Source organism: Bradyrhizobium erythrophlei, from assembly GCF_900129505.1.
GTDB classification, from domain to species: Bacteria; Pseudomonadota; Alphaproteobacteria; order Rhizobiales; family Xanthobacteraceae; genus Bradyrhizobium; species Bradyrhizobium erythrophlei_D.
Window position 1 is genome coordinate 700,378 of the sequence record NZ_LT670818.1, and the last position, 14,154, is coordinate 714,531.

Below are 14,154 nucleotides of genomic sequence, written 5' to 3' on the forward strand. Positions count from 1 at the left end.
AGTCGTGTGGTCCTGACGCCTCGACGCCGGCGTCAAGTCGGCAGCTAACGCTGCCGGCGACGGTGACAAGAAAGCCCGATCGCCGGGGAGAGTACGAAGGAAACCGTTAAAACCATTGCGTGCGGGGATGCCGGGTGATTTCCGGTGCAACCGCTGTGAATACTCGTGTGCATCTTGCACTACCACTTCGCACACGAGGCTGCGGGTGCACTGGGCACCCGGCATTCCCCACGCCCTCTTTCGGGGCGGAACTTTTTCTCACAACCCGGGCGCCATCCGCGTCGCGGGAATGCGAAGGTGTATCTTGCCCCCCTTGCCGCTACTGCGCCAGATCCTGCTCCAGCTGCGGCCACCGAGCGTTCGCTTCGCGCAGGACGCGCGCGGCGTCGGCCGCGAAGCTGTCGCGGTTCTCCTCGCGGCTGAACAGATAGAGCCGCTGTCCCGCTATCTGAAAGAACCGCGGGTTGCCGGCTACCGTGACGCCGCGGGCCAGATCGACCGGGTCGTAGCCGCCGAACTGGGGACCGTAAATCTCGGGATGGGCGACAAAGGAGGCGCGGTTGCCTTCATTGCGGAAGCGCCAGACCGCGCCTGCCTGCGAGGCCTCGAAATCCTGCAAACCAATCTCGGGCCGGGCATCAACAAAATAGGCAACGGGATCGTAGCCCTCGATGGCCAACCCGGTGAAGCGGTTCACCACCACCCGCTCGGTGGTGGCGGCCCGGGCCGCCGAACCGGAAAAGCCCGCCGCGGCAAGGCTTACCAGGACCAGGCCGGCCAGCAGGTCGATCAAGGCTATTCCGGGGCGAAAGCCTTTTCGGGGCCGAGAGCCGTTTCTTTCCTGCCGTTGTGCCGTCATAGTTGATGCCGATAAGATCCGAGTCGGGGACACTGGGCGGAAGCCTAGGGCCGTGCCTGTTGGCATCACGTTAAGGCTGCGGCCGATTTCGATACGCAGGGGTGGTTTTATGATTTTCGCAACACGCCTTGCCGCGGTGGCGCTCGCCGCGCTGATGGGCTGGGCCGTGCCGGCTTCCGCGCAACAGGCGGCGCCGTATCAGCAGCCGCAGGTGGCGCCGTATCAGCAGCCGCAGGCACCGCCGTATCAGCAGCCACAGCAGGCTCCGGCATATCAGGAGTCACAGCAGGCACCGCCACAGGAAGCGCCGCCGGCGCGCCAGCCCAGCCCCAATACCTATGGACCGGACGAACTGGTCGGTGCGGGACACCGGTTCTTCGGCAACGTCTCGCGCGGCCTCGCTTCGGTGATCGAGCGCGCGGTCAGCCAATGGGGCCTGCCGAACGGCTATGTCCTGGGCGAGGAAGGCTCCGGCGCGTTCGTGGCCGGACTGCGATACGGCGAAGGTACGCTCTACACCAAGAATGCCGGCGATCTGCGGGTGTACTGGCAGGGACCGTCGGTCGGCTTCGACTGGGGCGGCGATGGCGCGCGCACCATGACGCTGGTCTATAATCTCCCCGCCACCAATGCGATCTACCAGCGCTTCGCCGGCATCGACGGCTCCGCTTATATTGTCGGCGGTTTCGGGATGACCGCATTGACGGCGAACAACATCGTGCTGGTGCCGATCCGCTCTGGAATCGGACTGCGGCTTGGCGCCAATATCGGCTACCTCAAATTCACGCCGCGCGCGACCTGGAACCCGTTCTGACATCCCTGGCGGCGACGTTTCCGAAACACCGGATTTTCCGGTGAGGGATTCACGTTAACGCGCCATGAGGCTGGCGTTTACCCGGTGCCCCATGGCATTGTGACCAAGCATCTTCTTTTCATGGGGAGTTACCGCTGATGGTCGAACCGATCATGTATCTGGCGATCGGTTTCCTGCTCTCGATGCTGGTCGGGCTGATGATCGTGCCGCTGGTGCACAACCGCGCGGTGCGGCTGACGACGCGGCGGCTGGAGGCGGCGACGCCTTTGTCGATGGCCGAAATCCAGGCCGACAAGGATCAGCTGCGCGCCGAATTTGCGATGTCGGCACGCCGGCTCGAGATGAGCGTCGACCAGCTCAAGAACAAGACCACCAGCCAGCTCGCCGAACTCGGCAAGAAGACCGATGCGATCAATCGCATGAAGATCGAGCTCGGCGAAAAGAACGCCACCATCTTTTCGCTGGAAGCCCGCGAGAAGGCGGTCAAGGAGCAGCTGCGCGCCACAGAAGAGGAATTCGCCACCAAGACGGAATCGCTGCGCGACGCGGAAAAGGCGCTGAAGGACAAGCAGGGCGACCTCACCAAGATCAACGTCGAACTGTCCGACCGTTCCATGATGGCGGAGAGCCGTCAGGTCGAGCTGATGGCCGTGCGCGCCCAAATCGAAAATCTCAAGAACCGCGTCGGCGACGCCGAAAAGGAGTTCGCCACCACGCAGGCGCGGCTCGAGCAGGAACGGCACGAATCCGAAAAGGCAACGAGCGAGCTCGCCGAGGCGCGCAGCCGCGTCGAAAATCTGAGCCAGCGCGTCACCGATCTGGATCGCCAGCTGATCGTGCAGGTCAAGGAAGCCGAGTTGCTCGGCAACCGCGTCAATGACCTCGAGCAGCGGCTTGCCACCCAGGGCAAACTGCTCGCCGAGCGCGACTTCGAAAACAACCAGTTGCGCCAAGCCAACCAGACCGCCGAACGCATTGCCAAGGAATTGCGCGTTGAAATCGCCGCGCTGAACAGCGGCAAAGCGCCGGCGGTCGAACGCCTGCAGAAGGAGAAGGCGGCGGTCGAGGAGCAGCTTCGGGTCGCGCGCGACGAGCGCGCCAAGCTGCAGCGCGACATCAACGCGATCCAGCAGCAGGCCGAGAGCTCCTGGGCGACCGAGCGCATGGAAAACGCGCTGCTGCGCGAGCGCATCAACGACATCGCCGCCGAAGTCGCAAAACTCGCGATCCAGCTGGAAGGGCCGAATTCGCCGATCGAAACCATGCTGGCGGCGGCCGACCCGGCAGTCCCGGCCAAGGCGGCGAAGCCCGTCAACGGCGCCGTGGCCAATGGCGCGGCCCCGAGCACGGTTCCCGAGGGCGGCGGGACACTGGCCGAACGCATCCGGGCGCTGCAGTCCCATGCCTCCCGTGCCCGCCAGCAAGGGGCGTGAAGCCATCAACCCGGTCGATCGAATCGTAGCCGTTTAGCTTGACACCCCCGCCCCGCACTTCGTAAATCGCGCTACGAACGACGCGTGTCGCCCGATCGGACGCCGATCTACAAGGCCCTTGATCGTGCTCGCCAAAATCCCGGACGCATAGCTCAGCGGGAGAGCGTTCCCTTCACACGGGAGAGGTCCAAGGTTCGATCCCTTGTGCGTCCACCATTGTTGATCTCTAGTCTTTCCAGTTTATAGCCAAGCCTATACAGCCAAGTCGTTTTCCGATTGCCGGATCAGGTCGATGACCTCCCAGAAGCTGATCATTCTGATCACCAGCCTCACCGGAGGCGCGATTGGGCTGTTCGCTCCGGTCGGCGTGGTCAAGTGGTTGCTGCAATCCGAGCCGGAGGACGCCGGAATTCTGACGGTGTTTTTCTTGCCCGTCTGGTGCCTGCTGGTGGTGCTGGGGCTCCTGATCGGACGCTGGCTTGGCTTGTTCGCCACCGGCGGCGGGCGGGTCCCGCAAAGATAGCCAAGGCCGAGCAACCCTCGGCTGGTGAGACAATTAGACGCAACCTTGGCGCACTTTAGTCCGGCGCGCTGTAAGCCACCTCACAATGCACTCCGGCGCGCGCTGCTACCAATCTAGCCGCCAGCGCAACACAACAATCCGGAGAAACTCATGGCTAGTCGTCATAGTGCGATCCCGCGGGGATTGAACGCCACACGCTCTTCACTTGCACAAGGCCGGTTCGGCCGCATGTTTCGAAACGTCCCACCCGCCAGATTCGGGGCAACGGAGGCAGACAATATTGCCAACCTCTCCGCGCTGGCCGACGCAATGACAGCGTCTTTGGATGGACCCAAGGATGACCCGGATGCCGAAGAGAGCGGCATCCCGGCGCTCTACACGTATTTCGGTCAATTCATCGATCACGACATCACCTTCGACCCCGTAAGCGTGCTGACCAAGGCCCAGGATCCCGACGGACTGGTCGATTTTCGGACGCCGGCGCTCGATCTCGACAATGTCTATGGACGCGGTCCATCCGACCAGCCCTATATGTACGACGGCAACCTGAAATTCCTGCTGGGCGAACCCCTGAAAGGCGCCGGCGTGCCCGACGCCAATGACCTGCCGAGGTTCGCCGGCCGCGCGCTGATCGGCGATCCCCGCAACGACGAGAACAGCATCGTATCGCAGTTGCAGGGGCTGTTTCTCCGGTTTCACAACCGCATGGTCGACGACAACGCCGGCCTCGACTTCGAAGCGCTGCAACAGCGCGTTCGCTTTCACTACCAATACGTCGTGCTGAACGACTTCCTGCCCCGCATCGTCAGCAGCGCGGTGCTGTCGGATCTCAGGACTGGCGGCCGTTACGATCGGAGCAAGCTCAATTACTTTCACTGGAAGACCTGGCCGTTCATGCCGGTCGAATTCTCGGTCGCCTGCTACCGGCTCGGCCACTCCATGATCCGCCCCGGCTATCGGTTGAACGATGACGACGCCATGCTGTTGTCGATCTTCCCGGACAAGGACTTCAAGAACGCGCTCACCGGCTTCCAGACCATGGCGCCCGGCCGCGCGATCGATTGGGGCCGTTTCATCGATCTCGATGTTCGGGCCTATGGCAAGGAAGGCGACGACGCGCTGCCCGCTAATAAGAAACGACTGCAGTTCGCCTACCGCATCGACACATCGCTCGTGAATCCGCTCAGCATGCTTCCGCCCGCGGTGGCGTCCAACCCGCCTTCGCTGGTGCTGCGAAATCTCGAACGCGGTTGGCGCCTGGGACTGCCGTCCGGACAGGCGGTGGCCAGGGCGATGCACATGACCCCGCTCAAGGACGAAGAGATCCTGATCGGCAAGGCGGTCGACAAGCCGGACCCCGGCGAGGATCCGGTCGCGATCAACAAAATCGCCAACGGCGCATTCGCCCGGAATTGCCCGCTTTGGACCTATGTGCTGGCGGAAGCCGCGCACCACAAGACGGCGGTCACCATTCCCGTGACCGGCGCACCCGGGCCGATCTCCACTCCCCAACTCGGACCCGTCGGCGGACGCATCGTCGCCGAAGTGATCCTGGGCCTGCTCTTCGGAGATAACTTCTCGATGCTGTCGCTTGATCCCGGTTGGGCTCCCGTAACCGGACCGGACTTCGGGCTCAAGGATCTGGTCGCCTATGCACTGGGCCAAGGAACGGCCTTGCACTGAGGTGACATCGGACCACCGCCAATGAACGTCGCGGGCCCAACTGGTTTGCTGCCGGGCCCGCGGCGGTCCCAAATTAAATGCCGGCGGCTTTCAGGTCGCTCCAGGACTTTCTGGGGTCAAGTCGTTCGCCCCCCGGAATCGGCGCGCTGGCGCTGGCCGGGATCAAATCCCGAGCACCCAGACCGCAACAATGGCCCCTAGTACGGCCAGGCCGGAGATCGTCCAGCCGGTCGCGTAACCCGCGCCATCCGTTTCGGGCCTGTCCACCATCGTATCGTGCCAGTTAGTCATGACAGCCTCCTGGAGATTGCCTCTGCCGATTAGGTCTTCGCCGGCAGCCTGAGGTTCAAACGAATCAATCGCGGCATCGGTCGCTGGTTCCGTTGTGCGGTGCGTCAATGACTTCATTTGGCGGTTGGCGGCGAACCCGCGGTTCGCACCAGCCTGTCGGCCTTGACCAGGACGTAGGTATTGTCCGGCTGCTCCTTGGCAAAATAGCTGATCGCCACGAACGCCGCGCAGAACAACAGGCCCACCAGCATGATCTTGCGGTGCGTGCGCTTATCGGCGTTGTGGAACGAGCTGGACATCGTTCACCACATACATCGCCGCGTGGAGCCCGCAATCGACCTTTGGTTTTAACCTTGCCGGGTCAGGTTACTGGGACGGGCGAATTTGAAAAAAACTGAAGCCATCGCGCCGGCCCGCCCGAAATGGCTCGGCGATATCCGCGCCTTCATCATCCTGTAACCAAACTGACATGCCCTCGAAGCATACCTGACACGTGCTGCACTTAGCTTCGGTTTCGTTCGCTGCTCGCCGAACGACTTCATGCATTTGAAATTTTGAAATAGGGGGCGTCATGCTCAAGCAACAGACGAAACGTCTACGCGATCGCACGGTCATCACCGCGGCGATCTTGTCACTGATGGGATCGAATACTTACGCGGTCGAAAACGGCCCAATGGGCGGCCCTCATAACAACGACCGCAGCACCACGAGCCCTATCAAGCATGTAATTGTCATCATAGGCGAAAATCGCACCTTCGACCATGTGTTCGCGACCTACGAGCCGCGCCCCGGCGAGCGTGTCGACAATCTTCTTTCCAAGGGAATTATCAACAAGGACGGATCGCCCGGCCCGAACTACGCCAAGGCGGCGCAGTTCTCGGCGCTGGACAACAATCTCTATTCGAACAGCCCCGGTCAGAAGACGCCCTATAACAATTCGACCAACAGGCTGCAGGCGCCGGGCACCTCCTACGCACCCCAAACCTGCTATACCACGGTCGAAGCGGCGGCCCTCAACGGTCCGGGATGCCTTTCCACGCTCTCGGAAGCCGCCCGCGGCGACTACGGCCTGCGCCCGCAGGATCTGCCGCTGCTGACGACGGGTGCGACCGGCATCGCGGGCAATTCGCCCGACACCCGGATCCTGAATTCCAGCAACCTGCCGAACGGTCCCTATCCGCTGGTGCAGCCGGTGCCCGGCGAGAAGACCAACAGCCTTTATGCCACCTACGGCGGCAGCCCTGTGCATCGCTTCTATCAGATGTGGCAGCAACTCGACTGCGACGCCACCAAGGTCTCGCGGCACAATCCGAGCGGATGTCAGGCCGACCTCTTCCCCTGGGTCGAGATGACCGTCTCCTCCGGCAGCAATGGCAGCCCGCCCAACCCGGCGAAGCCGCTGAAGGAAGGCGATATCGCGATGGGCTTCTACAACGTCGCCAGGGGCGACGCGCCCTACCTGACGCAGCTGGCCCGCGACTACACACTCAACGATAACTACCACCAGGCGGCGATGGGTGGCACCTACGCCAACCACATGATGATCGGCTATGCCGACGAGTTGTATTACGCCGACGGCAAGGGCGATCCCGCCACCCCGAACCATGTGCTGGTTCCCGGTTCGAACCCGCCGGTCTATGTGGACGAGGTCGAGAATCCGAATCCCGCGCCGGGCACCAACAACTGGTACGCCAATGACGGATACGGCGGCGGCAGCTACACCAACTGCTCCGACTATACCCAGCCGGGCGTCGCCTCGATCGTCAACTATCTGACGGCCATCCACGTGCCGCCGAACTGCGCGCCGCACGCGTATTACCTGCTCAACAACTATGTCCCCGCTTACATCGGCAGCGGCGCCACCGATCCGATCAACAACGGCCCGTTCACCCTGCCGCCCGTCATCAAGCAGCGGCACATCGGCGATCAGCTCAGCCAGGCCAACGTGTCGTGGGCCTATTTCGGCGAACGCTGGAACGACTTCAAGACCGCCCCCGGCGAGGGCACCAATTTTGGATCGCTCGATCCGATCGCCTATCTCTATTGCAACATCTGCAATCCGTTCCTCTATTCCGCTTCCGTCATGACCAACGCCTCGGCGCGCGACACGCACCTGAAGGATACGCTCGATCTCTATGATGCGATCGCCAAGGGCGACCTGCCGGCGGTGTCGTTCGTCAAACCGAGCACCTTCAACGACGGCCATCCCTCCTCGTCCCGGCTCGACCTGTTCGAATCCTTCAGCCGTCGGATCATCGATCAGGTGAAGTCGAACGAAGAGCTGTGGGAATCCACCGCGATCCTGGTCACCGTGGACGAAGGCGGCGGCTACTACGACTCCGGTTACGTGCAGCCGGTCGACTATTTCGGCGACGGAACCCGTATTCCGATGATCGTCGTATCGAAATATTCGCAAGGCGGCCACGTGTCGCATGAATATTCCGATCATGCCTCGATCCCGAAATTCATCGAACGGAACTGGTCGCTTCCCAAGCTTTCGAGTCACGGCCGCGACAATCTGCCGAACCCGCAGACGTCGGACGAGAATCCCTATGTTCCGCAGAACCGCCCGGCGATCGGCGACCTCTGGGGCAATTTCTCATTCGCAGATCACGATCACGATCACAACTGACGATCCGGCGCCGCCGGATTGTTGGCGCCGTGATTTTACTGACGTCGAGAAGGCCGGACACCCGTCCGGCCTTCTCATCTTGTCAAGGAGTGACCACTTGCCCAGCGTCCAGCCGCGAATTGGTTCGGCTTCCATCAACGAAGCGCAACGCGCCTTCGCCAACGGCGATGTGGCGACGGCGGAACGGATGTGCTCGGAGCTCGTGGCGCGCGCCGCGGATAATGGAGCCGCCTGGGCGCTGCTGACGGAAACTGCCCTGCAGCGGGGCCGCCCCGACGCCGCCATCGTCTGCGCCGATCGCGCGGTCGCCTTGATGCCGAAGGATCCGATCCCGCTGATCCTGCGCGCCAAATGCCTGTTCGTATCCGGCGAGGCGCGGCGCTCCTTCGAGGCCGCCGAAGCCGCAGCGAAACTCGTCGGCCACGTCCCCGAAGCGCTCGACGCCTGCGGCGCGATCTTCGGCCTGCTGGGCCTGCACAAGCAAGCGAAGGAAATGTTCCGGCGTGCGGTCGCTGCCCGTACCGGCGTGCCGCAATATCTGTTCAACCTCGCGGCGACCGAGCGGATGACCGGGGCGCTGGAGCAGGCCGAAGCGCATTGCGACGCCGCCATCGCGCTCGACCGTCACTACGGTCTTGCGCACTATTTGCGCTCGGACCTCCGCATCCAGACCGCCGATCGCAATCACGTCGAGGAAATGGAAACGCTGATCCACGGCGGCAGGCTGGCGCGGCCCAGCGAAGTCATGCTGCGCTTTGCGCTCGGCAAGGAATATGAGGACCTGGATTTGCATGGGCGGGCGTTCGATCACGTCGAAGCCGGCTGCGATCTGCAGCACCGTTCGGTTGCGCACGATGATGCGGCCGGGATCGCCGAGATCGACCGGATCATCCAGACCCACACGAGAAGCTGGATTGCGGCGGCCCCGCCGGGCCATTCCGCCGCCGCGCCGGTGTTCGTCGCCGGGCTGCCGCGCACCGGCACGACACTGGTCGAGCGGATCATCGCCAGCCACCCCGCGATGGAATCGGTGGGAGAAACCGGCGCGTTCGCGGCCGAGATGCGCCGTAGCATGAGCAATAGCTCGGCCAAAGCCAAGCCGGCGGAGATCGGCCGACGCTATGTCGACGCGGCGACCGCATTCCGCGAATTGCAACACGTCCGTTTCGTCGACAAGACGCTGCAGAACTACCTCTATTGCGGCCTCATTCACGCGGCGCTGCCGGCGGCCAGGATCATATTGGTGCAGCGACACCCGCTGGACGCATGCTGGGCGATCTACAAGGCGCACTTTCAAGGCAAGTTTTCGTTCTCGTACCATCAGATCGAGTTGGCGGAATATTACCTGGCCTATCGCCGCCTGACGCGGCATTGGCGGACGACGCTGCCGCCGGAGGTGTTGCTGGAAATCAATTACGAGGACATCGTCAGCGATCAATCGGCGGCAAGCCGGCGTCTCATCGGCTTTCTCGGACTGCCATGGGACGACGAGGTCCTGCGGTTTCACGAAAGCGCGGCGCCGTCGGCGACCGCGAGCGCCGTCCAGGTGCGGCGTCCGATCTATTCGTCCTCGGTCGGCAAATGGCGCCATCATGCGGAACGGCTGGCGCCGCTGCGCGCGCGGCTGGCGCGCGAAATCCCGGAAGCGGAATTGGCGTGAAGCCGAATTGGCGCGCGAGTTTGGCCAATCATCCTACCCCCAACCCCACCTCCTTCAGGCGGCCCGCCAGCCACGCCGACAGCGGCCCGTCGATCACACCACCGACGTAAATGTCCGAGACGACGCTCTTCCTGCCCAGCACGAGATAGACCCCGACCCAGTAGGCGAACCACAGATGCGGATCCGTCATCGCCCGCAGCTTGTGCCGATCATGCTCCGGCGGTTGGTGATTGGACGCCTTGCGCACCTCGATCGCGAGCAGATTGTTGGGGATCTCGCGCTGGTGCACGACGATGTCGGGATAGATCGATTTCGCCAGATGGTCATCGGTCGAGACGATCGTGCCATGCGGCAGCCGCAAGATCCGTTCGCCCAGCCGGTCGTAGTCGCAATCGACCTGCCATCCCGGAAACTGCGGCTCCAGATGCACCGCCAGCCGATGCGTCAGCGCGCGCTCGCCGAGGTCATGCTCCAGGAGCCAGGTCTCGTGCGCGTAAAATTCCTGCAGTGCCGTGACGACCTTGTTGAGCTCGGCTTGCATGTTGGCCCCGACAACATTGCGTCATTGCGAGGAGCCCAGGGTTCGCGCAGGCTCCGCGACGAAGCAATCCACTTACGAAGCAATCCACTTAGTGTGTCCATTCTATGGATTGCTTCGCGGAGTCTTATCATCGGGCGCGCATTCGCGCGACCCGTTGGCTCGCAATGACGATCATGTTCTCAGCGGCACTTCCGGGCAGAAGAGAAAACTGCGGCCGCGAATCCTTCTCACATCCGCACCTCGATCAGCCGCGGTCCCTTCTCGGGCATGGCTTCCGAAAGTGCCGCGACCAGTTCGTCCGCCGTCGTGACCGCGCGGCCGGGCACGCCCATGCCCTTGGCCAGCGCGACGAAGTCGAGCGTCGGACGGTCGATCTTCAGCATGTCCTGCGCGCGCTGGCCGGGCTCGCCGGCGCCGACGCCGTCGAATTCGCCGCGCAAAATTTGATAAATGCGGTTGGCGAACACGAGGGTGGTGACGTTGAGGCCTTCGCGCGCCTGGGTCCACAGCGATTGCAGCGTGTACATCGCGCTGCCGTCGCCGACCATGCAGATCACCTTGCGATCCGGGCAGGCCACCGCCGCGCCAGTCGCCACGGGAGTGGAAAACCCGATCGAGCCGCCCATGTTCTGCAGCCAGTCATGCGGGGCGGCCGCCGCGGTCGGCGGAAAGAAGCCGCGCCCGGTGGTGATGGATTCATCGACCACGATGGCGTTTTCCGGGATCGCCATCGCGATCGCCTGTGCGATCGAGGCATAGGTGAGCGCGCCCGTGGGTTTTGCCAGTTCGACCAAAGCCTGCGGCCTGGCGTCGGCGGGCTTGGCGCCGAGCGCGGAGGCCAGCGCCTCCAGGGCTGCGACCGAATTCTCGCCGCCAGAGGTCATGCGGTGGACCTCGCAGCCCTCCGGCTTCAACAGGCTCGGCTTGTTCGGATAGGCGAAGAACGCCACGGGATCGTTGGCCTCGACCAGCACGATATGCTTGAAATCCTTTAGGATCGGCAGCGCCTGCTCGATCACATAGGGAATCCGGTCGATCGAGAAACGCCCCCTGCCGCGCGCCATGCGCGGATTGTAGGTCTGGCCCATCACCTTGCAGCCGGTCTTGCCTGAGATCTGCGCCGCCAGCGCCAGCCCCTGTTCGGTCAGAGCGCCACCGGTCAACAGGAGCAACGTCTGGGCGCCGCCGCGCAGCACTTTCGCCGCGTTGTCCACGGCCTGCGACGAATAGCTGGCGCGCTGCGATTCCGCCGGCACCTGGGCGATGCCGTCGGCCTCGTTCCAGGCGGTATCGGCGGGCAAAATCAGGGTGGCGATCTGCGGCGGCGAACTCCTGGCGGCGGCGATGGCGGCAGCGCCGTCCTTGGCCACCGACTTGGCGTCCGGCGAGGTCCGCACCCAGGCCGACATCGGCCGCGCCAGGCCTTCGATGTCGGAAGTCAGCGGCGCGTTGTAGCCGATGTGATAGACCGCATGCTGGCCGACGATGTTGACGATGCCGGAATTCGCCTTCTTGGCGTTGTGCAGGTTGGCGAGGCCATTGGCGAGGCCGGGGCCGAGATGCAGCAGCGTCGAGGCCGGCGTGCCCTTCATGCGGAAATAGCCATCGGCGGCACCGGTCACCACGCCCTCGAACAGGCCGAGCACGCAGCGCATGCCCTCGACCCGGTCCAGCGCTGCGACGAAATGCATCTCGGAGGTGCCGGGATTGGCAAAGCAGACATCAACGCCACCCGCCACCAGGGTCCGCACCAGACTTTCCGCACCGTTCATCATTCCACTCCCGTTCCGAGGCTTCCTTGAATGTCCGAAAAGATCAATCATTCCTTGCGGCTTTCGTCAAAGGCTTCCCGGACATTGCTGGTATCGCCGCCGCCGCGTTGGGCACTTTTTTAACCGCGGCATTTGAAAATCCTCCGCTCACGGGGTCGTTGCTTGCGGAATCGCCGAGGCTATGGCCTGCTTTCCCGATCCATTGATTGATTTGCGGGGGATCAAGATGATCCGGGCTTTTGCTTTGCTGGTTGCGGCGGTGACACTTTTGGCGGGCGCCGGCCAGGCCCGGGCCGAGAGCCAGGACTCGCGCGATATCATGGGTTTCGGGCCCAGTTTCTTCGGCTCCGGCGCCAGCCCGATCCCGCGCACGACCGTGAATTTCTCCAGCGAATATGCCCCCGGCACCATCATCGTGAACACCGCCGAACGGCGGCTGTACCTCGTGCTGCCCAACGGCCAGGCGCTGCGCTATGGCATCGGCGTCGGCCGCGACGGCTTCCGCTGGGGCGGGGTCCATCGCATCTCCGCCAAGAAGGAATGGCCGAGCTGGACGCCGCCCTCGCAGATGCTGGCGCGCCGCCCCGATCTGCCGCGCCACATGGCGGGCGGCATCGACAATCCGCTCGGCGCCCGCGCGATATATCTGGGCTCGACGCTCTATCGCATCCATGGTTCCAACGAGCCGGAAACGATCGGCCAGGCGGTTTCCTCCGGCTGCTTCCGCATGACCAATGACGACGTCAAGGATCTCTACGATCGCGTCTCCGTCGGCACCACTGTGGTCGTGAAGAACAACTAGGGCTGCGCCGAAGCCATCCCCATCGTCGTCCCTGCGAAAGCAGGAACCCACACGCCGCAGCCGTTGTTTGAGAGACGCGGCCTGACGGCTTTCGCATAACAACTGAAGCCTGTGGTTATGGGTCTCTGCTTTCGCAGGGACGACGATGTTGGTATTGTTTGCAATGAGCCGCCCCTCACAGTTCCCGATCTTCGCGAGCGCTTTGCTGGCCATCGCGTTCGACAGCGCCGTCTGGCAACCGGCCGCGTCGGCCGAAATCCCTGCCATCGCCTCGCGCCAGCACGCCGAGAAGAAGAGCTTCACCGACAGCGAGATCGCGGAAGGGTTTTTCAAGACCGCGTTCGGCGCCGAATATCATCTCGCCGGCCGGGTCGACCGCATCCGCAAATACGACACGCCGGTACGGGTGTTCGCCGACGGCAACCGCTCCGATCGCAAGGCGCAGCTCGCCAAGGTCGTCGCCGACATCGGACAAAAGGTCCAGCATCTCGACATCGCCATGGCCGACAACGGCGACAGCGCCAATGTCGTGGTCAAGCTGGTGCGCGACCGCGATCTCTTTCGCACCATCACCAGCTTCTACGGCAGCGAACGCGCCAGAGAGATCAGGACCTCGCTCGACCCGCAGTGCCTGTCCGGCTTCCGCAAGAACGACAACTACCAGATCGAGCATTCCGACGTCATCCTCACCGTCGACAATGGCGATTTCATTTTCCTGGATTGCGCCTATGAGGAACTGCTGCAGTCGCTCGGCCCGATCAACGATACCTCCTCGGTGCCCTGGACCATGTTCAACGACAATGTGTCGATGGGATTTTTCGACGTCTACGACCAGTATATCCTGAACGTGCTGTACGACCCCCGCATCAAGGCCGGGATGACGGTCGCCGAAGTCAATGCAGTGCTGCCCGAGGTACTCGCCGATGTGCGGGCGTGGGTGAGGAAGACGAACAATCTGGGGGAGTAGTAGCGTACGAACTCTCTCAACGTCGTCCCGGCCTTCGCCCTAGGGCATGCACACATCTGGTGCGGCGATTTGACTCAGGTGGGGCATGGGGGATTCCAGAATCGGGAATCCATGTGATTTTTATGGTGGCACTTCGGCTTTGGCGGAGGTGTCGGCATGGGTGTGCAGATTGACTGG

The 14,154-nt window shown here is 63.1% G+C and carries 13 protein-coding genes and 1 tRNA gene; 9 read left to right on the forward strand and 5 right to left on the reverse strand.

What is annotated here, in order from left to right; genetic code table 11:
* Positions 1-319: 319 nt before the first annotated feature.
* Positions 320-859 carry a YHS domain-containing (seleno)protein gene (locus B5525_RS03320; protein ID WP_079564649.1) on the reverse strand — a complete coding sequence of 180 codons (540 nt, stop codon included), beginning with the start codon at positions 857-859 and terminating at the stop codon, positions 320-322.
* Positions 860-968: 109 nt separating this feature from the next.
* On the opposite strand from B5525_RS03320, the gene B5525_RS03325 reads away from it, so the two are divergent.
* The 5 genes from B5525_RS03325 to B5525_RS03345 all read left to right on the forward strand — a co-directional run bounded on the left by B5525_RS03325 (position 969) and on the right by B5525_RS03345 (position 5,312).
* Positions 969-1,673 carry a DUF1134 domain-containing protein gene (locus B5525_RS03325; RefSeq protein WP_079564650.1) on the forward strand — a complete coding sequence of 235 codons (705 nt, stop codon included), beginning with the start codon at positions 969-971 and terminating at the stop codon, positions 1,671-1,673.
* A 137-nt stretch (positions 1,674-1,810) separates the two neighbouring features.
* Positions 1,811-3,106: a hypothetical protein gene (locus tag B5525_RS03330; protein ID WP_079564651.1), complete on the forward strand. Its 1,296-nt coding sequence runs from the start codon at positions 1,811-1,813 to the stop codon at positions 3,104-3,106.
* Positions 3,107-3,247: 141 nt separating this feature from the next.
* Positions 3,248-3,322: transfer RNA gene (locus B5525_RS03335), tRNA-Val, on the forward strand.
* A 76-nt stretch (positions 3,323-3,398) separates the two neighbouring features.
* Positions 3,399-3,629 (forward strand): hypothetical protein, encoded by a 231-nt coding sequence (locus B5525_RS03340; protein WP_079564652.1) that lies wholly within the window; start codon positions 3,399-3,401, stop codon positions 3,627-3,629.
* Between the two features lie 150 nt (positions 3,630-3,779).
* On the forward strand, positions 3,780-5,312 hold the full coding sequence (locus tag B5525_RS03345; RefSeq protein WP_079564654.1) for a peroxidase family protein: 1,533 nt from the start codon (positions 3,780-3,782) through the stop codon (positions 5,310-5,312).
* Between the two features lie 162 nt (positions 5,313-5,474).
* Here the strand turns inward: B5525_RS03345 and B5525_RS47105 are convergent, their stop codons facing one another.
* The gene (locus tag B5525_RS47105) at positions 5,475-5,603 is read right to left on the reverse strand and encodes a hypothetical protein (protein WP_276328835.1); all 129 of its coding nucleotides are present in this window, start codon (positions 5,601-5,603) and stop codon (positions 5,475-5,477) included.
* Between the two features lie 113 nt (positions 5,604-5,716).
* Complete coding sequence (locus B5525_RS03355) at positions 5,717-5,902, reverse strand: hypothetical protein (RefSeq protein ID WP_079564656.1); 186 nt, start codon at positions 5,900-5,902, stop codon at positions 5,717-5,719.
* Positions 5,903-6,174: 272 nt separating this feature from the next.
* Between B5525_RS03355 and B5525_RS03360 the strand changes: the two genes are divergently transcribed.
* Both B5525_RS03360 and B5525_RS03365 read left to right on the forward strand, forming a co-directional pair.
* Complete coding sequence (locus B5525_RS03360) at positions 6,175-8,235, forward strand: alkaline phosphatase family protein (RefSeq protein WP_079564658.1); 2,061 nt, start codon at positions 6,175-6,177, stop codon at positions 8,233-8,235.
* Between the two features lie 97 nt (positions 8,236-8,332).
* Positions 8,333-9,895 (forward strand): tetratricopeptide repeat-containing sulfotransferase family protein, encoded by a 1,563-nt coding sequence (locus B5525_RS03365; RefSeq protein WP_172899808.1) that lies wholly within the window; start codon positions 8,333-8,335, stop codon positions 9,893-9,895.
* 28 nt (positions 9,896-9,923) lie between these two features.
* On the opposite strand, the gene B5525_RS03370 is transcribed toward B5525_RS03365, so the two are convergent.
* Together B5525_RS03370 and B5525_RS03375 are read right to left on the reverse strand one after the other, a co-directional pair.
* Positions 9,924-10,436: a hypothetical protein gene (locus B5525_RS03370; RefSeq protein ID WP_079564661.1), complete on the reverse strand. Its 513-nt coding sequence runs from the start codon at positions 10,434-10,436 to the stop codon at positions 9,924-9,926.
* A gap of 227 nt (positions 10,437-10,663) precedes the next feature.
* Complete coding sequence (locus B5525_RS03375; protein ID WP_079572879.1) at positions 10,664-12,208, reverse strand: acetolactate synthase large subunit; 1,545 nt, start codon at positions 12,206-12,208, stop codon at positions 10,664-10,666.
* Positions 12,209-12,434: 226 nt separating this feature from the next.
* Between B5525_RS03375 and B5525_RS03380 the strand changes: the two genes are divergently transcribed.
* Positions 12,435-13,010 (forward strand): L,D-transpeptidase, encoded by a 576-nt coding sequence (locus B5525_RS03380; RefSeq protein ID WP_079572881.1) that lies wholly within the window; start codon positions 12,435-12,437, stop codon positions 13,008-13,010.
* Between the two features lie 163 nt (positions 13,011-13,173).
* A complete protein-coding gene (locus tag B5525_RS03385) occupies positions 13,174-13,977 on the forward strand; it encodes a DUF2927 domain-containing protein (RefSeq protein ID WP_079564662.1) in 804 nt (267 codons plus the stop codon).
* The last annotated feature ends 177 nt before the right edge of the window (positions 13,978-14,154 follow it).